This is a genomic window from Solwaraspora sp. WMMD406, assembly GCF_029626025.1.
GTDB lineage: Bacteria > Actinomycetota > Actinomycetes > Mycobacteriales > Micromonosporaceae > Micromonospora_E.
Map to the genome: position 1 here is coordinate 6642396 of NZ_JARUBF010000001.1, position 23177 is coordinate 6665572.

22 protein-coding genes and 1 pseudogene are annotated in these 23177 nt (G+C 70.6%); 11 read left to right on the forward strand and 12 right to left on the reverse strand.

The window, feature by feature from the left end; translation table 11 throughout:
* The first annotated feature begins 59 nt into the window (after positions 1–59).
* The 4 genes from O7632_RS29785 (at position 60) to O7632_RS29800 (ending at position 2708) form a co-directional block, all read left to right on the forward strand.
* Positions 60–776: a helix-turn-helix domain-containing protein gene (locus O7632_RS29785; protein ID WP_278119129.1), complete on the forward strand. Its 717-nt coding sequence runs from the start codon at positions 60–62 to the stop codon at positions 774–776.
* On the forward strand, positions 769–1428 hold the full coding sequence (locus tag O7632_RS32330; protein ID WP_347403613.1) for an arsenate reductase ArsC: 660 nt from the start codon (positions 769–771) through the stop codon (positions 1426–1428). The genes O7632_RS29785 and O7632_RS32330 overlap by 8 nt, the downstream gene beginning before the upstream one ends.
* Positions 1429–1472: 44 nt before the next feature.
* Positions 1473–2270: an MIP/aquaporin family protein gene (locus O7632_RS29795; protein ID WP_278119131.1), complete on the forward strand. Its 798-nt coding sequence runs from the start codon at positions 1473–1475 to the stop codon at positions 2268–2270.
* A gap of 84 nt (positions 2271–2354) precedes the next feature.
* On the forward strand, positions 2355–2708 hold the full coding sequence (locus O7632_RS29800) for an arsenate reductase ArsC (protein WP_278120513.1): 354 nt from the start codon (positions 2355–2357) through the stop codon (positions 2706–2708).
* Positions 2709–2728: 20 nt separating this feature from the next.
* Here the strand turns inward: O7632_RS29800 and O7632_RS29805 are convergent, their stop codons facing one another.
* From O7632_RS29805 to O7632_RS29820, 4 genes are all read right to left on the reverse strand, one after another.
* The gene (locus O7632_RS29805) at positions 2729–3733 is read right to left on the reverse strand and encodes an inorganic phosphate transporter (protein WP_278119132.1); all 1005 of its coding nucleotides are present in this window, start codon (positions 3731–3733) and stop codon (positions 2729–2731) included.
* Between the two features lie 5 nt (positions 3734–3738).
* Entirely contained in the window at positions 3739–4365 is a 627-nt protein-coding gene (locus tag O7632_RS29810; protein WP_278119133.1) for a DUF47 family protein, read from the reverse strand.
* Positions 4366–4501: 136 nt separating this feature from the next.
* On the reverse strand, positions 4502–5410 hold the full coding sequence (locus O7632_RS29815) for a PPK2 family polyphosphate kinase (protein ID WP_278119135.1): 909 nt from the start codon (positions 5408–5410) through the stop codon (positions 4502–4504).
* Positions 5411–5500: 90 nt separating this feature from the next.
* A complete protein-coding gene (locus O7632_RS29820; RefSeq protein ID WP_278119137.1) occupies positions 5501–6007 on the reverse strand; it encodes a DUF402 domain-containing protein in 507 nt (168 codons plus the stop codon).
* Between the two features lie 239 nt (positions 6008–6246).
* Here O7632_RS29820 and O7632_RS29825 point away from each other — a divergent pair.
* Positions 6247–8304: pseudogene (locus O7632_RS29825) on the forward strand (ATP-dependent DNA helicase); the annotation flags it as partial.
* A gap of 48 nt (positions 8305–8352) precedes the next feature.
* Here the strand turns inward: O7632_RS29825 and O7632_RS29830 are convergent.
* A complete protein-coding gene (locus tag O7632_RS29830; protein WP_278119139.1) occupies positions 8353–9684 on the reverse strand; it encodes an AI-2E family transporter in 1332 nt (443 codons plus the stop codon).
* Between the two features lie 156 nt (positions 9685–9840).
* Between O7632_RS29830 and O7632_RS29835 the strand changes: the two genes are divergently transcribed.
* Positions 9841–10179 (forward strand): co-chaperone GroES, encoded by a 339-nt coding sequence (locus tag O7632_RS29835; RefSeq protein ID WP_278119140.1) that lies wholly within the window; start codon positions 9841–9843, stop codon positions 10177–10179.
* A 145-nt stretch (positions 10180–10324) separates the two neighbouring features.
* On the opposite strand, the gene O7632_RS29840 is transcribed toward O7632_RS29835, so the two are convergent.
* Genes O7632_RS29840 through O7632_RS29860 form a run of 5 tightly spaced genes read right to left on the reverse strand, consistent with a single transcriptional unit; the run spans position 10325 to position 15139 of the window.
* Positions 10325–10720, reverse strand: a complete 396-nt coding sequence (locus tag O7632_RS29840; protein WP_278119141.1) for a tetratricopeptide repeat protein — start codon at positions 10718–10720, stop codon at positions 10325–10327.
* Positions 10721–10734: 14 nt separating this feature from the next.
* A complete protein-coding gene (locus O7632_RS29845) occupies positions 10735–11274 on the reverse strand; it encodes a tetratricopeptide repeat protein (protein WP_278119142.1) in 540 nt (179 codons plus the stop codon).
* On the reverse strand, positions 11271–13535 hold the full coding sequence (locus O7632_RS29850) for a CHAT domain-containing protein (protein ID WP_278119143.1): 2265 nt from the start codon (positions 13533–13535) through the stop codon (positions 11271–11273). Before O7632_RS29850 ends, O7632_RS29845 begins: the two co-directional genes overlap by 4 nt.
* A 14-nt stretch (positions 13536–13549) precedes the next feature.
* Complete coding sequence (locus O7632_RS29855; RefSeq protein WP_278119144.1) at positions 13550–13879, reverse strand: hypothetical protein; 330 nt, start codon at positions 13877–13879, stop codon at positions 13550–13552.
* A gap of 3 nt (positions 13880–13882) precedes the next feature.
* The gene (locus O7632_RS29860; protein WP_278119145.1) at positions 13883–15139 is read right to left on the reverse strand and encodes a tetratricopeptide repeat protein; all 1257 of its coding nucleotides are present in this window, start codon (positions 15137–15139) and stop codon (positions 13883–13885) included.
* Between the two features lie 174 nt (positions 15140–15313).
* On the opposite strand from O7632_RS29860, the gene O7632_RS29865 reads away from it, so the two are divergent.
* The 4 genes from O7632_RS29865 to O7632_RS29880 all read left to right on the forward strand — a co-directional run bounded on the left by O7632_RS29865 (position 15314) and on the right by O7632_RS29880 (position 18484).
* Positions 15314–16540 (forward strand): helix-turn-helix domain-containing protein, encoded by a 1227-nt coding sequence (locus O7632_RS29865; protein WP_278119146.1) that lies wholly within the window; start codon positions 15314–15316, stop codon positions 16538–16540.
* Between the two features lie 335 nt (positions 16541–16875).
* On the forward strand, positions 16876–17013 hold the full coding sequence (locus O7632_RS29870; protein WP_278119147.1) for a hypothetical protein: 138 nt from the start codon (positions 16876–16878) through the stop codon (positions 17011–17013).
* Positions 17010–17279 carry a flavin reductase gene (locus O7632_RS29875; RefSeq protein WP_278119148.1) on the forward strand — a complete coding sequence of 90 codons (270 nt, stop codon included), beginning with the start codon at positions 17010–17012 and terminating at the stop codon, positions 17277–17279. The genes O7632_RS29870 and O7632_RS29875 overlap by 4 nt, the downstream gene beginning before the upstream one ends.
* Positions 17276–18484: a helix-turn-helix domain-containing protein gene (locus O7632_RS29880; RefSeq protein WP_278119149.1), complete on the forward strand. Its 1209-nt coding sequence runs from the start codon at positions 17276–17278 to the stop codon at positions 18482–18484. Before O7632_RS29875 ends, O7632_RS29880 begins: the two co-directional genes overlap by 4 nt.
* A 117-nt stretch (positions 18485–18601) precedes the next feature.
* On the opposite strand, the gene O7632_RS29885 is transcribed toward O7632_RS29880, so the two are convergent.
* Positions 18602–20422, reverse strand: a complete 1821-nt coding sequence (locus tag O7632_RS29885; protein ID WP_278119150.1) for a PrsW family intramembrane metalloprotease — start codon at positions 20420–20422, stop codon at positions 18602–18604.
* Positions 20423–20494: 72 nt separating this feature from the next.
* The gene (locus tag O7632_RS29890; RefSeq protein WP_278119151.1) at positions 20495–21661 is read right to left on the reverse strand and encodes an FUSC family protein; all 1167 of its coding nucleotides are present in this window, start codon (positions 21659–21661) and stop codon (positions 20495–20497) included.
* A gap of 117 nt (positions 21662–21778) precedes the next feature.
* Between O7632_RS29890 and O7632_RS29895 the strand changes: the two genes are divergently transcribed.
* Positions 21779–23173: an FAD-linked oxidase C-terminal domain-containing protein gene (locus O7632_RS29895; protein WP_278119153.1), complete on the forward strand. Its 1395-nt coding sequence runs from the start codon at positions 21779–21781 to the stop codon at positions 23171–23173.
* Positions 23174–23177 lie beyond the last annotated feature (4 nt).

The following is a 23177-nucleotide window of genomic DNA, read 5'->3' on the forward strand; positions in this document are numbered from 1 at the left end:
CGCCGCCACCGGGTGAGCCAGGCTTGACGCCGCCATATGCCTCAGTAATCATTGAGTCAATGAACACTGAGGCAATGGCGGCAGACAGCGGATGGCAGTCTCCACGACTGCTCCGCCGCGCACGGGTGCACGCCGCTCTCGGCGATCCCGCCCGCCTCGCCATCGTCGACCTGCTCTGCCTCGGCGACGCCGCCCCCGGCGAGCTGGGTCGACGACTGGGGCTGCCCAGCAACCTCGTCGCGCACCACGTCAAGGTGCTCCAGTCGGCCGGCCTGCTCCGCCGTACCCGGTCCGAAGGTGACCGCCGCCGCAGCTACCTGCGCCTCGTGCCGGAAGCCCTCGACCAGCTGGCGCCGACGCCGCTGCCGGCGGTACGGCGGGTCGTCTTCGTCTGCACGCACAACTCCGCTCGTTCCCAGCTCGCGGCGGCCCTGTGGCGCAGATCCGGCCCGACACCCGCCGCCTCCGCCGGCACCACCCCGGCGACCCGGGTCCACCCCCGGGCGGTGGCGGTCGCCGACCGTCACGGGCTCGAGCTGGATCCCCGGCAGACCGCCCACGTGGGCGACGTGGTCACCGCAGACGACCTGGTGATCGCCGTCTGCGACAACGCCCACGAGGAACTCACCGGCCCGAGCGCCCCGGATCTGCACTGGTCGGTGCCGGATCCGGTCCGGTCGGACACCGACGCGGCGTTCGACGCCGCGTACGCGGACATCGCCGGCCGCATCGACCGGCTCGCACCTGCCGTCACCCCCGGAGGCCACCATGTCTGACGTCGCCGACGTCGTCCGTCCCGACCTGTCCATCGACCAGCAACTCGCGCTGCGGACCGCCGCCACCCGGTTGGCCCGCGAATTCGACGGCACCTACAACACCGAGACGATCGAGCGGTTCCTGGCATCCAGCTACGACCAGTTCGCCACCGGTAGCACCATCCCTAACTATCTGCCGCTGCTCGCCGAACGCTTCGCCCGGCAACGGCTGCAGGCACTGGCCCGGGTGGAGGGTCTGCACTCCGACGGCCGGCCGGTGGTGCTCTTCCTCTGCACGCACAACGCCGGCCGCAGCCAGATGGCGCTCGGCTTTCTCACCGAGCTCGCCGGCGAGCGGGTCGTCGCCTGGTCCGGCGGCAGCGAGCCCGGCCACGAGGTCAACCCGGCCGCGATCGCGGCGATGGCCGAACGCGGCATCGACATCTCCGGCGAATACCCGAAGCCGTGGACCGACGAGGTGGTCCGCGCGGCTGACGTCGTGGTCACCATGGGCTGCGGCGACGCCTGCCCGGTCTTCCCCGGCACCCGCTACGAGAACTGGGAGCTGGACGACCCGGCCGGGCAGGGCGTCGAAGCCGTACGCCCGATCCGCGACGAGATCGAACGCCGGGTCCGCCGGCTGCTCGCCGAGCTGCCCGTCCCGACCAGCTGACCGACCACCCGTACCGCACGATCCCACCGAACATCGGAGATCACGTGAACCCGATCGCACTCTGGCGACGGCTGCTGGCCGAGTTCGCCGGCACCGCCCTGCTGGTCACGTCGGTGGTCGGCTCCGGGGTGATGGCCCAGACCTTGTCGCCGGACGACGTCGGGCTGCAGTTGCTGGAGAACTCGGTCGCCACCGCTTTCGCGCTCGGCGCGCTGATTTTGATCTTCGGCCCGGTCTCGGGCGGGCATTTCAACCCGGTCGTCTCGGCCGCCGACTGGTTCCTCGGGCGGCGCAGCCGCACCGGCCTGGCCGTGTCGGAGCTGGGTGGCTACGTGGCCGCCCAGATCAGCGGTGGGATCGCCGGGGCGATCCTGGCGAACCTGATGTTCGCGCTTCCGGCGGTCACCTGGTCGACGAAGGACCGCTCGGCGGGCAACCTGTGGCTCGGCGAGGTGGTCGCCACGGCCGGCCTGATCCTGCTGGTCTTCGCGTTGGCCCGGTCGGGTCGGGCCAGCGCCGCGCCGGCTGCGGTCGGCGCGTACATCGGTGCCGCCTACTGGTTCACCTCGTCGACGTCGTTCGCCAACCCGGCCGTGACGATCGGTCGAGGATTCACCGACACCTTCGCCGGTATCCACCCGGCTTCGATCCCGGCGTTCCTCGTCGCCCAGGTCATCGGGCTCGCCGTCGGGGTGGCGCTGCTGCTGGCGCTCTACCCCGGCGTCGGCCGCGCCGCCGACCAGGTGGTGGTCCCGGCCGAGCGGGCCGAGCCGGCCGGGCCGACAGAGCCGGCTGAACGGGCCGGCGCGACGGACGACGCGCTGACCGACGCCCGCCGCTGACACCCGCCCCACCCCTCGAAGGAGACCCTCGTGAGCAAGCCCAGTGTGCTGTTCGTCTGCGTGCACAACGCGGGCCGGTCCCAGATGGCCGCCGGCTGGCTGCGTCACCTCGGCGGTGACGCGGTCGAGGTCCGCTCGGCCGGGTCGGCCCCGGCCGAGACGGTCAACCCGGCGGCGGTCGAAGCGATGCGGGAGGTCGGCATCGACATCACCGACCAGACCCCCAAGAAGCTGGAGTGGGAGACGGCCGAGTCCTCCGACGTGATCGTCACCATGGGTTGCGGCGACGCCTGCCCGGTCTTCCCCGGCAAACGCTACGAGGACTGGGCCTTGACCGACCCGGCCGGCAAGGGCGTCGAGGCGGTCCGGCCGATCCGCGACGAGATCCGGACCCGGGTCGAAGCACTGCTGGCCGACCTGGTCCCGGCGGCCAACTGAGCCGGGTCACGCCCGGCGGTTCAGCTGAACAGCGGACGGACGGCGAAGTACATCAGCGCGCCGATGCTGCCCGCCGCCGGGAAGGTCAGGATCCAGGCGCCGACGATGTTGCCGGCGACGTTCCACCGTACGGCCGACAGGCGCTTGGTCACCCCGACGCCCATGATCGCCGAGGTGATGGTGTGCGTGGTGGAGATCGGCGCGCCGAGCACCAGGGCGTTGAAGTAGAGCACCGAGCTGGCCACGGTCTCGGCGGCGAAGCCTTCCGGCGGTCGCAGGTCGATGATCTTGCGACCGAGGGTACGGATGATCCGCCAGCCACCGGCGTAGGTGCCCAGCGCCAGCACGGTCGCCGAGGTCCAGAAGACCCACTCGGGGATGGTCTCGGCGTCGGACTGATAGCCGCCGACGAACAGGGCCAGCACCACAATGCCGATCGTCTTGGCGGCGTCCTGCATGCCGTGGCCGACCGACATGGCCGCCGCCGAGATCGACTGGGCGATCCGGAAGCCCCGGTTGAGTTTGCCCGGCTGGCCGTTGCGGAAGATCCACTGGACGGCGAGCATGACGAGGAAGCCGAGGACGAAGCCGACCATCGGGGAAAGGATCATCGGTGCCACCACGTCGCCGGCGATGCCGCCCCACAGCACCGTGCCGGAGGCGGCGATGGTCGAGCCGACCAGGCCGCCGATCAGCGCGTGCGACGACGACGACGGCAACCCGAAGTACCAGGTGATCAGGTTCCAGGTGATCGCGCCGACCACCCCGGCGAAGACGATGCCGAGGCTGGAGACCCCGGCCGGCAGTTCGACCAGGCCGCTGCCGACGGTCTTGGCGACCTCGGCGCCGAAGTGGGCGCCGATGAAGTTGCCGACCGCGGCCATGATCAGGGCGACCCGGGGGGTGAGCGCCCGGGTGGAGATGCTGGTGGCGATGGCGTTCGCCGCGTCGTGGAAGCCGTTGGTGTAGTCGAAGACCATCGCGACGGCGATCACCGCGAGGACGGCGACGAGTTCGGGGCTCACGCGGCTCAGGACTCCTTGACCGCGATGGTCTCGACGGTGTTGGCGACGTGCTCGAAGGCGTCGCAGGCGGCTTCCAGCTCGTCGGCGACCTCCTTCATCTTGAGTACGGTGAGCGCGTCGTACTCGCCGGAGAAGAGGCGCACCAGCAGCATCCGATACGCCCGGTCGCCTTCGTTCTCCAGCCGGTTGCACTCGATCCAGTAGTCCTCGAGGTTCTTCATCGCGCGCAGCCGGGGCATGGCGTCGGCGGTGACCCGGGCCTGCTGGTCGAGGACGGCGATCAGCTCGTGCATCTCGCGGGGCAGCGATGGCAGCTGGGTGAGCCCGTACAGGTAGAGCAGGCTGCCGACCGCCTCCAGGTGGTCCATCACGTCGTCGAGCTGGCTGCCGAGCCGGTAGATGTCCTCCCGGTCGAACGGGGTGATGAACGCCGAGTTGATCTTTTTGTAGAGGTCGTGGGTGATCTGGTCGCTGTCGTGCTCGACCTCGGTGAGTCGTTCGCTGACCGACTGGACGTCCACCCCGGTGAGGGCGAGTTCGTTGAGCAGTTCGGTGCCGCGTACGAGGTTCTGCGCGGCTTTGGTGAACAGCTCGTAGAAGGCGCCCTCGATCGGGCGGAAGGAGAACCTCACGGCACGGACCTCGATCGGGACGGTGAACAGGGGTTGGCCACGGCAAACGAGCCCGTGCGCTCCGAGGGAATGGTAGGTAACCGCGAATCTCGTCTGCTGGCGGCCCACCCCTGGACACCTGTTAGCCAGCTTCTGTTTACCTCTCGTTCACCAAGTGGCCATCGCCGGCGAGTAGGCGGGCCTGCTCGGCCCGCAGGTCGAACCGGGCCGGCGGATAGCTCAGGTCCAGCTCCGCGAAGTGCTCCCGCAGCAGGTGCGCCAGCGCCCAGTCGCGATACCACTTGCGGTCGGCCGGCAGCACGTACCAGGGAGCCGCCTCCGTGGCGCACCGGCTCAACGCCTCCGCGTACGCCGCCTGGTAGTCGGGCCATTTGGCGCGGGCGTCGACGTCCCCCGGGTGGTACTTCCAATGCTTGGTCGGATCGGTCAACCGGGCCAGCAGACGCTCCCGCTGCTCCTCGTACGAGATGTGCAGGAACACCTTGATCACCACGAAGCCGTCGTCGACCAACTCGGCCTCGAAGGCGTTGATCTCGTCGTACCGGGGTCGCCACTCCTGCTCCGGCACCAGCGACTCGACCCGGACCACCAGGACGTCCTCGTAATGTGACCGATCGAACACCCCGACCTGGCCGGCGTCGGGCAACGCCCGGCGGATCCGCCACAGGAAGTGGTGGCTCAACTCCTCGGCGGTCGGCGGGCCGAACGCCTGGATCCGCAGGCCGAGCGGGTTCATCGCGCCGGCCACCCGCTTGACCGCACCGCCCTTGCCGCCGCAGTCCATCGCCTGCAGCACCAGCAGCACCCGCCGGCCGGCGGCGGCACCAGCGACCGCCTGAGCGTGCAGCATTTCCTGCTGCTCGGCCAGGTCGTCACCGAGGCGGCGGAGCTCGGCCCGGGCCCACGACTTACGGTCCGGGCCGGTCACCGGCAACCCCGGCAGGCCCGGTGTCGACCTCGGGTCGATCGCCGACAGGTCCACCGGCCGGCCGACCTTCATCCGCAGCAGATCCCGGACGGACACCTCGCTCAACGCAGCAGTCATCCGCCGATCATCACCCAGCGGACGGCCCGCTGCCCACCTCCCGAACCAGGCAACCGGTCCGGCCGGGCCGGGCCGGCTAACGCGCGACCGTCAGGAGACGAGGGCGAGCCACTTACGGTAGGTCGAGGCGAACGGCTCGGTCCCGTCGCCGAGCGCGTCGAGCAGCCACCGGGCGGCGGCCCAGGCCGACTCGACCACGTCGTCCGGGTAGCCGAACCGGACCCGGTGCTCGGCGAACTCGTCCTCGTCGCGCAACTCGACCAGGCCGGTCGCCCGCCGCCGGACCACATCAAGATCAAGATCAATCAGGTGTACGGTGTCCTCGCCGTCCCACCGGGCCGGGCTGGCGATGTCGCAGTAGACCTCACTGGTACGCGGCGGCGGGTTGAACATGCAGGTCCACCACTGCTCTCGCGGCACCAGCAGAACGAACGGGATCTGCTCCACCGACGGTCGACCGTGATAGATCGACTGAGTGCCCTTGGCGACGCCCAACCAGACGCCGAGGTCGTCCTCGGTGAGCCGACGCGCCGGATAGTCGCGGTGGGCCGAGCCGTCGAATTTGCGATAGATCACCCGGACGACATCGCTCGACATGTTCCGCACCCTAACCGATCGGATCCCGTCAGCAGGCAACGCGCAGGTGACGTCGGCACGGCGGACACCGGCCAGGTGTCGGCCGTACTGACCGACCCGATCGGTACTGTCGGGCGGTGACCCGGACCACCGCGACGACAAGCACCGTCACCGCCGAGGACGCGCCGACCGGATCGGACGCCGACCGCCCCGACGAGGCCGAGCACACCGCCGACGCCGGACAGTCGACGGCCGGACAGTCGACGGCCCGGCGGCCCGCCAACGCCGGGCGGCCCAGCGGCAGCGAACTGCTGGCCGCCGCCGTCGGCGCGGTGCCCGGCGGGTCCGCCCGACCCGGCCAGCAGCAAATGACGGCGGCGATCAGCGAGGCCATCCGTACCCGCACGCATCTGCTGGTGCAGGCCGGCACCGGCACCGGCAAGTCCCTGGCGTACCTGGCCCCGGCGCTCACCGTCAGCGGCCCGGTGGTGGTCTCCACCGCGACCCTCGCCCTGCAGTCCCAACTGGTCGAACACGACCTGCCCCGGCTGGCCGACGCCGTCGAACCGATCCTGCGCCGCCGCCCCACCTTCGCCGTCCTCAAGGGACGACACCACTACCTGTGCCTGGCCCGGCTGGAAAACTCCGCCGAGGAGGAACCGGAAGACCTGTTCGACTCGCCGGGCGGCGGCGGGACCCAGTGGCTGGGTGCCGCCGGCCGGCTCGGCAAACAGGTGCAGCGGCTACGCGACTGGGCGATGGAAACCGAGACCGGCGACCGAGACGAACTCGACCCCGGCGTCGACGAACAAGCCTGGCGGCAGGTGTCGATGCCGGCCCGGGAGTGCGTCGGCGCGGCCCGCTGCCCGTACGGCGAGGAATGCTTCGCCGAAGCGTCCCGGCTGCGGGCCCGCGAGGCCGACATCGTGGTCACCAACCACAGCCTGCTCGCCATCGACATGCTCGCCGGCCGGCACATCGTGCCGCCGCACAAGCTGCTCATCGTCGACGAGGCACACGAACTCGCCGACCGGGTCTCGTCCGCCGCCCAAGCCGAACTCACCCCGGACGCCATCGACCGGGCCACCCGCCGGGCCCGGACCGTCCTGCCGCCGGAGACCGCCGAGGCGCTGACCGAGGCCGGCGACGCCCTCGCGGTCGGGCTGGCCGAGGCCCCCGCCGGGCGGATCACCGGTGGGCTGCCGGCCGCGTTGCACGAAGCGTGCACCCTGCTGGACGCGGCGACCCACCGCGCCTTGGACACCATCGGCGACATCAAAGCCGACGACCCCGACCCGGTCCGCAAACAGCAGGCCAAAGCCGTACTCGACGAACTGTCCACCACGGCCCAGCGGCTACTCGAACAGGACGAGCACGACGTGGCCTGGGTGGAGAAGCCGGACGGGCCGGGTGCCGGCCGGCGTGCCCTGGTCGTCGCCCCGCTGTCGGTCGCCGGCACCCTGGCCAACCACCTGTACGAGGAGCGGACCGTGGTCGCCACGTCGGCCACCCTCACGCTCGGCGGCCGGTTCGACACCGTCGCCCGGTCGCTGGGCCTCGACGCCGCACCGCCACCGAACCAACCGGCGGCGACGTCACCGCCGGCCCCGGCCGCGTCGGCGGTTCAGGCCGACTCCGGCGAGGACTCCGACTGGCGGTCCCTCGACGTCGGATCCCCGTTCGACTACGGCAAGCAGGGCATCCTGTACGTCGCCGCGCACCTGCCCCGACCCACCGTCTCCGGGTTGCCCGCCCAGGCCGGCGAGGAGCTGCTGTCGCTGATCGGCACGCTCGGTGGCCGTACCCTCGGATTGTTTTCGTCGCGGCGGGCCGCGCAGCAGGCCGCAGAGCTGGTGCGGGCGCGGACCGGACTGACCGTGCACGTGCAGGGCGAGCAGGCGCTGCCGCTGCTGGTCCGCCGTTTCCGGGAAGACCGGGCCAGCTGCCTGTTCGGGGTGATGTCGCTGTGGCAGGGCGTGGACGTGCCCGGTGACGCCTGCCAGCTGGTGGTGATCGACCGGCTGCCGTTCCCCCGTCCGGACGAGCCGCTCGCGGCGGCCCGCGCCGCCGCCGTGGACTCCGCCGGTGGTTCCGGATTCGCGTCGGTCAGCGTGCCGATCGCCGCGATCCGGCTGGCGCAGGGCGCCGGCCGGCTGATCCGGTCCACCTCCGACCGGGGTGTGGTGGCCGTGCTCGACTCCCGGTTGGAGACCGCCCGGGGGTACGGCGCGTTTCTGCGCCGGTCGCTGCCGCCGTTCTGGTACACCACCCGGCCGGAGGTCGTGCAGGGCGCGCTGCGCCGGCTGGCGGCCAGCTGACGCGACGCGCGACGCGGCACCGCGACGCGACGCGCGACGCCGTCGACCTCAGGTCGCCCGGACCGCCCCTGCCTCCGGCGGCTGCGGAGGCGGAGCCGTTGGCGTCGGCGACGGCGGCGTGACCAGTTGCGGTCGGCGGGCCAGCCGACGCACCGCCGTGTTGAGCACGGCGATCAACGGCACGGCGACCAGCGCGCCGACGATGCCGGCGAGCACCACCCCGGCGGTGACCGCCAAGACCACGGCGAGCGGATGGATGGCCACCGCCTTGCCCATGATCAGCGGCTGGAGCACGTTGCCTTCCAGCTGCTGCACGCCGATCACGACCCCGAGGATGATCAGCGCGGTGACCCAGCCGCTGTCGACCAGCGCCACCAGGATCGCGACCGCCCCGGACAGGGTGGCCCCGACGATCGGGATGAACGCGCCGAGGAAGACCAGCGCGGCCAGCGCGAAGGCGAACGGCACGTCGAACAGCACCAGGAAGATGCCGATGCCGACCGCGTCGATGAACGCCACCAACACCGTCGCCCGTACGTAGGCGACCAGTGTGGTCCAGGAGGCCCGGCCGGCGTCGTCGACCCGCCACCGAGCCCCGACCGGGAACAGTCCGACGATGAACCGCCAGATCCGCTGGCCGTCGCGGAGGAAGAAGAAGGTCGCGAAGAGCACCAGCAGGATGCCGGTGAACACCTCGACGACCGTACCGGCGGTGGAGACCGCGCCGCTGGTCAACGTCTGCGTGTTCTCGTTGATCCAGTTCTGCCCGGACTCGATGTATTCGTCGATCTTGCCGTCGGAGAGGTTGAGCGGCCCGTCCCGCAGCCACTGCTGGATCTCGCCGATGCCCGCGCCGGCCTTGACCGACAGATCCGGCAGGCCGGTGATGAACTCGTTGACGACCATGGTGAGCGTGCCGACCACACCGGCGAGGCCGGCGATCAGCACCACGGCGGTGGCCAGCGTCCGGGGGAACCGGGCCCGCAACAGCCAGCCGACGAACGGGGCGAGCAGTGCCGCCAGCAGCAGCGCCACCAGCAGCGGAATGATGACGATCCGGACGCTGCCGACGACCCGCAGCAGGGCCCAGCCGAGGATGCCGATGACGATCAGCCGCCACGCCCAGGCGGCGGCGATCCGCAGTGCGTGCGGCACGTCGGCGTCGTCGCGGCTCGTGGTCGACAGGTGACCGTCGCCGGGCGGCGGCGTGCCGCCCTCCAGCTCGGGCGTCAACGGGTCGAGATCGTCGGAACCCGCCTTGGCGGCACCGGCCGCGCGCCGGGCCCGTTCGCGCTCGCGCGCCGTCCGCACCGACTCGCGTCCGGCCTCGTACGCCTGACGGAGCCGTTGCCTGACCTGCTCTAGCCGGCTCAAGCGCACCCCCACTCGGATAACTCAGTGCTGTTCACGGTAGCGGCAAGTACCCAGTGGTAGCGGCGTACCTCTGCCCTGATCTCTCCCCGATGTGCCCCGTACGGATCTGGTGTAACCCACCTGACGGACAGCGCGCCGGGCGGCACGCGGTACGGTTCGCTCGTGACCGCCGACTCACCGCTCGACAACGGCCTGCCGATCCGCCTGCTGCACGACCGGGTGCTGGTCAAACTCGAAGGCGCCGAGGGCGAACGCCGCTCCACCGCCGGCATCGTCATCCCGGCCACCGCCTCGATGGGGCGGCGGCTCTCCTGGGCCACGGCGGTCGGGGTGGGACCCAACGTACGCTCGATCGTCAACGGCGACCGGGTGCTGTTCGACCCGGAGGACCGCTCCGAGGTCGAGTTGCAGGGCCGCGACTACGTCCTGCTCCGCGAACGCGACGTGCACGCCGTCGCCGCCCAGCGCGTCGAACCCGACTCCACCGGCCTATACCTCTGACTCTGCGCTGACTCCTCGACCCTGCCGTTCACCGGGGCCGCTGGCGTTTGGCGTCGCCTTGATCCACTGCGCCCCATCAACTCGACACTCCGACGCCGTGTCAGATCACCCGCATCCGATCACGGATCGGCCCGCTTCCCGCTGGTCAGGTCGCTTCCTGCGCTGCGGCTCGTTCCTGGCGTACCTGTTCCAACATGGCGGTGTCAGAGGCGAGGTCCGGGTGGTCGACTTGGCGGTCGAGCTCGACGACGAGTTCCAGTTCGCCGATCGCCTCGTCGAGATTCCCCTCCGCCCGGTGGACCATCGCGATGTTGTACCGGGTGACCGCCTCACCAACCCGATCACCCACCTCCCGCGAAATCGGCAACGCCTCCTCATAAAACACCAACGCCCGCCGCCGATCCCCCAACCCGTCATACACGTGCCCCATATTATTCAACGTGACCGCCTCACCAGCCCGATCACCCACCTCCCGCGCAATTGGCAACGCCTCCTCACAAAACCCCAACGCCCGCCGCCGATCCCCCAACCCGTCATACACGTGCCCGATATTGTTCAACGTGGTCGCCTCACCAGCCCGATCATCACCTCCCGCCGAATGGGCAACGCCTCCTCATAAAACCCCAACGCCCGCCGCCGATCCCCCAACCCGTCATACACACCACCGATATTATTCAACGTGACCGCCTCACCAGCCCGATCACCCACCTCCCGCACAATCGGCAACGCCTCCTCATAAAACCCCAACGCCCGCCGCCGATCCCCCAACCCGGAATACACCAGGCCGATATTGCTGAGCGTGGCGGCTTCGTTGCCACGGCTGCCGGCCTCCCGGTACAGACGCAGCGCCTGCTCGTAACTGGCCAGTGCCTGCCGAGGCTGCCCGGTAGCCCTTTGGGCCCAGCCCAAGTCATAGAAGGCGCCCGCATCCTCGCCTAGCGTCAAGGTCACAGTCGCCAAGGCCGTCACATCGGCGAAGCGGGACGTACGCAGCCACACCCTCGCCACCCGGTGCCCGACATCGCGGGCGATCGTTGCCTCCCGGCCGGCCACCGCGAGCCGGTGGACCTCCACCCACTGAGCCAGCGTCGTCATGACGCGGGCTCGGACTCGGCGGGGCCGGTGACCCAGAGTTCGTAGAGAGATCGTGCAGCGGCGGCGCAAGCCTGGGTGTACTCGTCGTCGGTGAGTAAGGGGCGGACGAGCGGTCGCAGGACGTTGGAGACGTAATAGCGGGGTTCGCGGGTCTCCGGGTCGATGCCTGCTTCGATCAGGCCCAGTTGAACTGCACGGTCGATGTGGCGGGCGGCGTTGGGGTGGTCGTGGACGGCGAGGACTGTCTCGGCGGGGACGGGCAGCTCGATGACGTTGACCTTGGCGAGCATCCGTTGCAGCTCGGGGTCCTGTGAGTGCAGGAGGTTCTGCGCGAGGATGGTTTCCCGACGGAACCGGTCGGCTTCCTGCTCGATCGAGCCGATAAGTCCGTCGACATCGAGGCTGGTGTCCGCGACGATCAGGTCCAGCCAGTCGAGCAGTCGCGGATTGCCAGCTGAGGCGTCGATGGCGCGCTGGCGGATCTCGGGGTCGATGCGGGAGCCGGGGCGCAGGTTCGGCAGGTTCGCCAGCTTCTTGTCCTGCTCGTTCCTGGTAAGGGTTTCGAGTGACTCGAAGGCAACGGTGGTCGCGGCAGGGGCGGGGAATCGGTAGCGGCTGGTGATGATCACCCGGCTGGGGCTGCCGGTGTCGCGGATGGCGGTGAGCAGGGCCGGGAGGATCTCGGCCATCTCGGCAGAAAGCACGTAAGCGCCGTCGCGTTTGTCGAGGTTGCCGTCCTCGAAGTCGTCGAACACGAACAGGCAGGGCGTCTGCCCGAGCGGCCCGTCGACGTGCAGCATGCGGCGCAGGCGAGCGAGCAGGGATGCCTGGTCGTTGTCGAGCAGCTTGGTCGCCTCGATTTGCTGCTCCAGCGTGTCGAAGATGTTCCTGTCGGTGAGTTCCCGGAACTTGGCCAGGTCGACGCGGCCGTACCAGACGACGCGCCGGTGGGTGGGCATGCGTTCCAGCAGCCGGGCGGCGAGGCTGCTCTTGCCAAGGCCGCCCATTCCCGACAGGACCAGGGCCTGTGCCGCGCCGTCGCTACCGAGCGGCTGCTTGAGGGTACGTAGACAGCGCTGGATGATCCGCCGTCGCCCGACGAAGGCGGAGCGGGCGGCGACCCGGGACAGTTGGGTCCTCGGGTCGAGGAACTCCTGGTCGGCGTGGCGGAGCTGGATCCGGGCCCGTCCCTTGGTGTTCAGGGGGGTGACCATAGGGGCGAGTGGGGATCGGTTGGCGTAGACGCGCAACAGGTGCCAGTTGCCGCGCTTGTTCGCGTACAAGTGCTGTCGGGCCTCGACGACGGCCCGGTCGATGGGCTGCCCGTCGGCCAGTGACCGGTAGAGTTCGGCGGCGAACTCGGTCGCGGAGACGTCGCCGACGGGCAGCGCCCACCCCAGCACGGTCGGAGCCCCGGCCCGGACCAGGCTTTCGCTCATCGGCGGAAACGCGCCAGCGTCCGGGGCGTTGCCGGTGAGGCAGCCGGAGACGAACACCAGGCGGGGCCAGTGCCCCGCCATGGCCTGGGCGATCTGGTCGGCGGTGGCGTAGGCGAGCCCACCGAACTCGTTCTCCACCAGGAAGACGGGTTGACCGTCGGAGTTGATGGTGGCGTGGCCGCTCAGGTGCAGGACGTCGAAGTAGCCGGCACCGTAGTCCCGGGTGAGGAAGCGAAGACCTTCCAAGGTGCCGCTCTCCTCGACGACCAGTTCGGTGCCGGTGCGGGTCGTGGCGGCCAGGATCGACGCCTCCTCCGCCTCGAAGTTGAGCACCGGCTCGACACCTTCCGGGGAGGTGGCCATGAACAGCACCCGCAGGGGGCGGTTCGCCGGCACGGCCTCCTTGAGTGCCGTGTTGGTGCCGACAGCCCGTACCGGAAGCAGCGGCGCGTGACCGGAGACGGACAGGTACGAGTCGTCTGCGGCGAGCAGCTCCCACGGCAGGTGCCGCAGCCGTCCCGCCGTGGTGATCCGCAGTGTGGTGCCGGGAGGGTTGCCCAGGACCGGGGTCAACCATCGTTCGTCGCCGTCGAGGAAGGTGGCCAGTTTCGCGCCGAGTTCGCGCAACTGCGGTGCGCCGAACACGTTCTGCGCCACAGCGTTCAGGCTGTAGTCGCGTTCCACCGCACCGATCAGGCCCTCGACGGCCGCCTGATCCACGCCACGGGTCTTCGGTCGGCCGCCACCGGTCGACAGGCGCAGCTCAGAGTAGTCGGAGGTCTGCTCGAAGATCTCCAGCTCGTACGCGTGCAGTTCGGCCATTGTGGTCTCCGCCCTCAGCGCTGCTTTGATTCGACCTGCTGGAAGGCAATCTCCAGCTCCCCCTGGCTGACGTTTGAGACTTCGACCCGGGTGCCGTCGTTGAGCACGACCCTGACAGTGACGCCGTCAGGGCGGCGGGCTTGGCACCAGTCCCAGATCGTCTTGGCCGTGCCGACACCGGCGAACACCAGCCCGATGACAGCGATCACCACCTCAGCGGATCGCTGCACCTCGACCGGCGACACCACCTCGCCAGGCTGGGCGCTCGCGCCAAGAGCACCGTGCAACCCGGCAGCCCACTGCGCGGCGTCCGGTCCCGAAACCTCAAGCATGGCAGTGCCCATCGCCTATCCTTCCGTCATCTGCTCAAGCTGTGCGAGAAACGCCCGCATTTCCTCTAGGGCCGGATGCTCTGTCTGCTCGGCCAAGGCGATCGCTCGGCACTGAGTTTCTATCGCTTCGTCAACCTGATCCATCTGCTGAAGCAGGACGGCCATATTGAATCTAACTATCGCCTCTGATCCGCGATCGCCAATGAGGCGAAGAATCTCAAGAACGTCATCGAACGTCTCCTTCGCCCCGACCAGATCGCCCTGCGAATATCGAACTCCGGCGACGTTGTTCAACGTCACCGCCTCACCAGCCCGATCACCCACCTCCCGCAAAATCGGCAACGCCTCCTCGTAAAACACCAACGCCCGCCGCCGATCCCCCAACCCGTCATACACCAGCCCGATATTGTTCAACGTGGCCGCCTCACCAGCCCGAGCACCCACCTCCCGCAAAATCGGCAACGCCTCCTCAAAAAACGCCAACGCCCGCCGCCGATCCCCCAACCCCGCATACACACCACCGATATTATTCAAGGTGACCGCCTCACCAGCACGATCACCCACCTCCCGCCGAATAGGCATCGCCTCCTCGTAAAACACCAACGCCCGCCGCCGATCCCCCAACCCGTCATACACACGACCGATATTGTTCAACGTGGCCGCCTCACCAGCACGATCACCCACCTCCCGCCGAATAGGCATCGCCTCCTCGTAAAACGCCAGCGCCCGCCGCCGATCCCCCAACCCTGCATACACACGACCGATACTGCTGAGCGTGGCCGCTTCATTCCAGCGGTTGCCGGCCTCACGGTACAGACGCAGCGCCTGCTCGTAGCTGGCTAGCGCCGGCCGCAGCTGTCCGGTAGACGACTGGGCCCAGCCGAGGTCGTAGAAGGCACCCGCGTCCTCGCCAAGCGTCAAGGTCGAGGTCGCCAGCGCCGCGACGTCCGCGAACCGGGACGCGGGTAGCCACACCTTCGCTACCCGGTGCTCGACGTCACGGGCGATCGCCGCCTCTCGGCCGGCCACCGCGAGTCGGTGCACCTCCACCAACTGGCTGACGGTTGCCGTCGACCTGCCACGTGCCGGCGTTTCCGGTTCCCCGAGACGACCAACCGACGCCGCTGAGGCTGGATCATCTGTCAACCCGGCACCGTCCCTGCCCGTGTGGGTGATCGTGTCGACACCGCCATCGGTCGCCAGCAAGCCGAAACCCTCTACAACGGCCAGCAGGATATGGCCGGCACCGATTCGACGGCCAGAAATGACCATGATCTGACATCGCGAGCTGACCATGATTCAACAAGGACGACGTTGATCAGGCTTGACGGCTATCGGCGATTCTGGATGGCGGCAGGTAGGCGGAGTACCGTCTGGTGTGGTGGTGTGCCGGGCTCGTGGGCTGGTGTGCCGCTATCCAGACCGTTGACGGGGAAGGGCTACCCGATGGCCACCATCGGCGACAACATCGCGCAGGTCAGGCGCCGGCAGTCGATCACTCAGGAGCAACTCGCGGCTGCGGCCGGAGTGAGTACGGAGACGATCCGCAAGCTGGAGACGAATCAGCGTACGACGCCTCGGATCGCGACGCTGCATGCGATCGCACGGGCGTTGGGCGTACCGACGACGACTCTGCTCGGCGATGCGAGCACCGGGGCGGCCCGCCGGGAGCCCGGCCATCGTCCGTTGGCGTTACTCGACCTGCGTCGGGTGTTGATCCCTGCCCGTGGACCGGCCGGCTACATCGCTGACGAGGTGCCGGCGCTGCCAGCGGCGGGCGTACCGGGTCGGCTCGCCGAGGCGGACCGTGCCTACCACCGAGGCGACTACGCCGCCGCGTTGGCCGTGCTGCCACAGCTGATCGCCGGAGCCCGGCACGCCGCCGAGAACGCTGACGATGCCAACAGGCCATCCGCGTACCGGACCCTGGCCCGCACCTACGACCTGACCTGCAGCGTGCTGATCCAGGTGCGGGCGGTCGACCTCGCATACCAGGCGGTGAATTCCGCCTTGGACGCTGCGGCTTCCGCCGGGGACGAACTGCTGAGCGCGGTGACGGTCAAACGCATGTCGTGGCTGTTGCTGCGCCAAGGCCGGCTGACCGATGCGGAACGGCTAGCGGTCACCACCGCCGACCGGATCGAGCCTCGGTTTTCCCGCGCTACTCCGGACGAGCTGGCGGCATGGGGCTGGCTGATGGTAGCCGCAGCTGCTGCTACGGCCCGGGACAATCGGCCGGACGAGGCGGTCGCCCAGCTCGACGCGGCGGCGGCTGCGGCAGCCCGGCTGGGCACCCGGCCGGTCAGTCCTGATCAATTGACGATCGTCGGCGGGATGCGGTCGAGCATGGTCGACATGATGCGGGCCGAGGCGGCCGGGGTCGGTGGCGAGCCGCGCCGAGTGCTCGACCTGGCCGCCAACGTCAGTCGTAGCGGTGTCGAGAAGACGACCTGGCGGCGGCACCGGCTCGACGTTGCTCGCGCGCACGCCGAGCTGCGGGACTGGTCGGAGGCGACGGCGGTGCTCGGCGAGCTGGCCGCCGACGCTCCAGTGTGGTTGCGGCACCAGCGGTACGCCCGCGAGACCGTCCGCATGATCACTACCAGTCGACGTCGGGCGATGGGCCAGGAGCTGGCGAAGCTCGCCGCGTTGATGGACGGCCAGGCGGCCTGACCTGCACAACCAGCACCGGGAGTACCGGTTTCGGGGTCTGCCGCACAACGGGCACCACCCTTGCATTCACTCTCAGTGATCAACTCGGCATCCTTCTACGTAGGACGGCCGAGCCGGGTCCCGCACCATCACACACTGCGGAACACCGCCCGGCCCGCCGTCCGCCCAGCTGGGCCCGACGCGTACCCGTGATCGCCTTCCCGCGTCGGGCCCGCCTGCGGCGGCGGCCTCGGGGTTGACGTGGAGAGCCACCTCGGGGTCGCCGCCTTCCAACTCTCACCGTTGAGGGGGGCCGTGGCGTGCTCGGGAAGTGGTTTCAGCGTGCGGACGTACCGGTGGATGTGGTGTATCCGGTGCCGGGTCGGCGGCGGTACGCCGAGGTGAGCGCACTGCCTGCGGATCGGCGGCCGGCGACCCGTACGGATCGGGCGCAGCGGCGGGGCGGTAACGCCGGCCGGCACTACCTGCCGTGAAGAAGATTGATGCCAGTGGTGGGAAGCCGGTGCACGAGCCGGTACGGCCGTCCTGGTGGTGCGCGGTGTGTCCGGACGGTACGCCGTGGCCGTGCCCACCAGGCCGGGTCCAGCTGGCCGAGGCGTACGTGGACGAGCCGGTGGCGCTGTCGGTCGACGTCGGTGAGCTGCTGCCGGTGGCCGCTGAGGAAGCCGGCATCAGCGACCCGGCCGAGTTACACGAGCGCTTCGTCTCCTGGACCTGGATCGGAGTCGACCGGCCGTGACCGTGGCGATCGGACGCCGGGTGGCCCAGTGGCGGGTACGGCGACGGATGACCCAGCAGGTGTTCGCCGACCGGATCGGCCGGTCGAAAAGCTGGGTGGACAAGGTCGAACGCGGCGTCCGAACGCTCGACAAGTTCTCGCTGATCCAGCAGGTCGCCGACGTGCTGCGAGTGGACCCGACCGAACTGCTCGGCGGCGACCGGACGCCGCCGCCATCGCACACCGCGCCGGCCAGCGGTGTCGACGCGGTCCGGGCGGCACTGGCCCGCTACGACGTCTTCGCCGCCGACCCGCCCCGGCCACCATCTGACCCCGAGGACGTATCCCGGCGGGTGGAGCATGCCTGGTCGACGTACCGCCACGGCGACCATCCCCGGCTGCTGCGGACCCTGCCCGACCTGCTCGACGCCGCACGACGGCTGCCCGCCGCGCGACCCGGACACGGCATCCGGCCGCTGACGCAGGCGTACCAGGTCACCGCCCACACGCTGGTCAAAGTCGGCGAACCGGACCTGGCCTGGCTGGCCGCCGACCGGGCACTCGCCACCGCCGGCACCGACCGGCTGCTGGCGGCCTCGGCGGCGGTGCCGCTCGCCCAAGCGCTACGCGGCCTCGGCCAGCACCGGCTGGCGATGACGGCGGCGATCACCGCCGCGCACCAGGTCGCCACCGCGCACCAAGTCGCAACCGCCGCCGGCCGGCACCCGCCGCCGCACCGACAACCGGTGTACGGGACGCTGCTGCTCCAAGCCGCGTACGCCGCCGCCAGCTGCGGCGACACCGCCGCCGTGGCCGAGCTGATCAGGCAGGCCGCCGACCTCGCCGGACAGGCCGGCGACGACCCCGATCCCGGTACGGCGAGCTTCGGCCCCGCCGCCGTCGAATGTGCCCGCGTGAGCACGGCCGTCGAGTTGGGCGACGCCGCCGACGCCGCCGGACGGCACCCGGCGATCGTCCGGTGCGACGGCTGGCTCCGGCTGCCCGCCGAGCATCGGGCGGCGTACCTGATCGACGTCACCCGCGCGTACCTCGACCTCGGCGACCTGGTGGCGGCCGGCGGCACGCTGGTCGAGGCCGACCGGGTCGCACCGGCCGAGGTCCGCTGCCGACCTGCCAGCCGTACGGTCGTGGCCGAGGTTGCCCGCAGCGGACCGGGATCGGCGGGCGTCGCCCGACTGGCGACGGCCCTCGGCCTGACCCACTGACCGCCCGGCCGACCGATACTGCGATCGGGCGTGATCCCCCTGCGGGATCATGATCCCGCAGGGGGATCAGCCGCGAAACACCATTGGGTTCCCGGGGCGGACGGCGGATTCGTACTGCTATTTGGGCGGTGGGCCGTAGTGGCCGGGCCGGACCTCATAGTCCGACGGCGGACGGTAGTCCGACGGCGGCGAGCTGTAACCGGGCGGCGGAGCGCCGTAGCCCGGCGGGGGTCCGTAGTTCGGTGGAGCGCCGTAGCCGGGCGGAGGGCCGTAACCAGGAGGAACACCGTATCCGGGCGGGGGCCCGTATCCCGGTGGCGGGCCGTAGCCGGGAGGCGGGGGGCCGTAGCCGGGAGTCGGGCCGTAGCCGGGAGTCGGGCCGTAGCCGTACGGCGCGAACGCGGGTGGGGGTGGCGGCGGCGGGGGTGCGGTGAGCACCACCGGGATCGGTACGACCGGCTCGTCAGGGGCGGCGACCGCCCGCTGGCTGCCATCCGGGAAGGTCATCTGATAGGACTCGCCGTCCCACACCGCCTGCGGAGCCTGCGGGTCCCGGCCCACGAAGACCTGACGGTAGCCGGCGAGCGCGGCGAGCAGCCGATGCTCCTCCTTGGCGTGCCGGGCCAAGTCCTTCGGTTTGCGCTCCAGACCACGCACGAACCCGTCGCGCAGCAACGCCAGCTTGGTCGCGGCGGCCTGGAAGTCACGCATCGCCCGCGCACCCGGCTCACCGGCCACCCGGCGGGCCCAGCGGCGGGCCGAATGCCGGCGACCCAGAGAGCCCAACGCCGCCACCTCCGGCGGGGTGAACCAGCCGGCGTGCACGTAGTCGGGCAGCACCCGCTCGGTGAGCCGCCCCTCCCAGCTGCGCAGCCAGATCGCCAGCCCGACCATGCCGAAGAAGATCGGCACCATCAGGCCCAGGTAGCCGTACAGCATGATCAGGGTCTGTCCGGTCGCTTCGACCAGCGTCGGCATCAGGTTCCAGGCACCGTGCAGCATCATCGCCAGCAGCAGGCCGGCGAGCGGCGCGGCCAGCCGGATCCGGCGGTCGGCGCTCCGGGCAGCCACCCCGAGCCCCACCCCGGCGAACGACGTGAACAGCGGGTGCGCGAACCCGGTGAACAGGATCCGCACGATGAAGATGGCGAAGACGTTCTGCGCCCCGGTAGCCGGCCCGTACTGCTCGGCACCGGCCGCGTAGCCGTAGCCGCCGAGGTAGAGGATGTTTTCCACCATCGCGAACCCGATCGCCGACAGACCGCAGTAGACGATGCCGTCGGTGATCCCGGACCATTCCCGCCGCCGGGTCAACAGCAGCAGGATCGGGCCCAGGGTCTTGGTCAGCTCCTCGATGAACGGGGCGACCAGCACCGCCACCAACGACTCCGGATAGCCCCACCAGTCGAGCAGGATCGCCGAGAAGTTGTTGACCACCAGCGACACCGACGTGGCGACGAACGCTCCCCAGGCGAAGCAGAACACCAGGTAGCGGATCGGTTCGGGTTCGTAGCGGTCCAGCCACAGGAAACAGGCCACGAGCACCGGTACGGGCAGCACCGCGGCGACCATGCCGACACTCAGTGCCGCGATGCCGATCTGCATGCCGAGATAGCTGAGGATGGCGACGCCGCAGCCGGCGATGAAGACGATGATGCCGAGCAGGACCAGCCACCGCTTCCAGACGCTCTGCCGGGGTCGCTCCGGCGCACCGACCGACGCGGGCGGCCCGGCCGGCGGCGGCGCACTGACCGGCGCGGGCTGATCACCTGGCGGCGGCGAGCTGACCGGTACGGGCGGCCCGGCCGGCGGAGACGAGCTGACCGGTACGGGCGGCCCGGCCGGCGGAGACGAGCTGACCGGCGGCGGCGCACTGACCGGCGCGTCAGGCGTGGGGTGCGGTTCGGGGTGCCCGCCGCCGGAAGCAGAGTCGACCATCCCGTCAGCGTAGCCAGCGGCGCCCCGGCGCGGGGCGCTGCTCCCGCCCCCGACCGGCATCCGAGGGTCGGCTCAGCCGGCGTCCCGCTTGCCGAACGCGTCGCTCACCAGGCGATCCACCTCGTCGGCGTCGGCCCCGCTGGCCCGGACCAGGTCGCTCGCGGCGGCCCGGATCTGGGCCACCACCACACTGCCGTTGAACCCCACCCCGGCTTCGTACGCCGTACCCGCGCCGTGGGCCGCCTCCAGCGCCCGACGTCGGGTGTGCAGCGGCTCGGTCCCGGCGTCCAACTCCTGGCGCAGCACGCGCACCGCTTCACCGAGCCGGCAGATCGCCTCCGGCAGGGCCGGTGGCACCGGTTCGTTCTCGGCCAACACCGACGCCACCCGGCGGGTCAGCACCCGCGAGTTGCGCAGCCCCCGCGTCACGTACTCGGCGCTCTCGGCGTACTGGGCCAGCGGGCCCCGGGCCCGCCACCGGGCCGGGGCCAGCACGGCGGTCTCGTGTCCGGCCTGCACGGCGTCGCGGAACGCGGACAGTTCCTTCTCCGCTTCCAGGAGTCGACGGGCCGCCGACTCGGCCTTGCGGCGGTTTCCCTGGATCAGCGCTCTGCCGCTGCGGATCAGCATGTCGGCGAGGACGTCGAGGGCCGGGTCGGCGGCCCGGCGAACCACCGTCAGCGGGTTCAACGGCAGCAGCAGGACCAGCACCACCAGCCCGACCAGCCCGCCGACCAGGGCGTCGATGAACCGGTCCGGGTAGAAGCTCTGCGTCGTCGGCAGCAGGGTGGCGACCAGGACCCCGGACGACGCCGCCTGGGTGACCAGGGCCGATCCGCCGCCGAGGAAGACGGCGGCGATCACCGCGAGCGGCACGATCAACGCCAACTGCCAGGTGCCGGTACCGATCGCGATGACGATGGCGTCGCCGACCGCGATCCCGATCGCGACGCCGACGACCAGTTCGGCGGTACGTTTCAGCCGCTGGCCGATGGACGCGCTGAGGATGACGACCGCCGAGATCGGAGCGAAGATCGGCAGCTCGTGGCCGATCACCCGGTAGGAGATGAACCAGGCCAGCGCGGCGGCCAGGCCGGCCTGCAGGGCGAGCACCAGGTTGGCGCGGACCCGTTGGGACCGGTCGTGGAACTCGACGGAGGCGCGGCTGCGCACCACGGTCAGGACCCCGGCGAGGCGTGGACCCGCCGCCGTGCCCGACGGCTTCCCGGCAGCGGCCATGTCAGCAGCCTACGAGGCAGATGACCGCATACGTGGCTGTTCCTGCTACTTGGTGTGATTCGCTGCGGGCTGCCGTGAACTGGTCGACCGGCCGGCGTACTGGCTAGCCTGCGACCCATGTCCGACCTCATCGACGCGCTCCGTGCCGAGCTGCCCGACGCCGCCGTGTTGACCGACCCGGACCTGCTGCGCGGTCACCAACGCGACGAGGCCGACCTGTGCGCCGCAGGCACCCCGGCCGTCGTGGTCCGGCCCCGCACGACCGCCGAGGTCGTCGCCACCGTCACAATCGCCGCCCGGTACGGCGTACCGGTGGTGCCGCAGGGGGCGCGGACCGGGCTGGCCGGCGCGGCGAACGCGATCGACGGCGCGGTGGTGGTCTCCACCGTCGCGATGGACCGGATCGTCGACGTCGACCCGGTGAACCGGACCGCCGTGGTCCAACCGGGAGTGGTCAACGCCACCCTCGCCGGTGAGGTGGCCCGGCACGGGCTGCGTTACCCGCCGGACCCCGGTTCGTGGGAGTCGTCCACCATCGGCGGCAACGTGGCCACCAACGCGGGCGGCATGTGCTGCGTCAAGTACGGCGTGACCGGCGAGTACGTCATCGGCCTCGAAGTGGTGCTGGCCAGTGGCGAGGTGCTGCGGACCGGTCGCCGTACCGCCAAAGGGGTCGCCGGCTACGACCTGACCCGGCTGTTCGTCGGCTCCGAAGGCACCCTCGGCGTCATCACCGAGGTGACCGTGGCGTTGCGGCCGGCCGCCGACCCCGCGCTGACCCTGGTCGCGGTCTTCGACTCCACCGCCGCCGCCGGCACCGCCGTGGCCGGGATCGCCTCCGGTGGGCTCAGCCCCAGCCTGCTGGAACTGCTGGACCGGACCCATCTGCGGGCGATCGAGGCGTACCGGCCGATGGGGTTGCGGACCGACGCCGCCGCGCTGCTGCTCGCCTCGGTCGACACCGGCGACGCCGCCGCAGCCGACCTGGACCGGATCGCGCAGGTCTGCACGGCGGCCGGTGCCGACGAGGTGTACGCCGCCACCGACGCGGTCGAGGCCGCCGCGCTGCTGCAGGCCCGCCGGCTGGCGCACCCGGCGATGGAACGGTTCGCCGCCGAATCCTGCCCCGGTGGCAGCGGCGGGCTGATCATCGACGACGTGGCGGTGCCTCGGTCCGCGCTGGCGGTCATGCTGGACGGGATCGATGCGGTCGCCGCCGAACACGCGGTACCGATCGGCGTGGTCGGACACGCCGGCGACGGCAACCTGCACCCCAACATCGTGGTCGACCGGGCCGACCCGGACAGCGTCGAGCGGGGCCGGGCCGCGTTCGACGCGATCCTGCGGCTCGGGCTGTCCCTCGGCGGCACCTGCACCGGCGAACACGGCGTCGGCCTGCTCAAACGGGACTGGCTGGCCGAAGAGGTCGGCCCGGTGGGCCTGCGCGTGCATCGGGCGATCCGGCAGGCCCTGGATCCGACCGGACTGTTCAACCCGGGCAAACTGTTCTGACTCC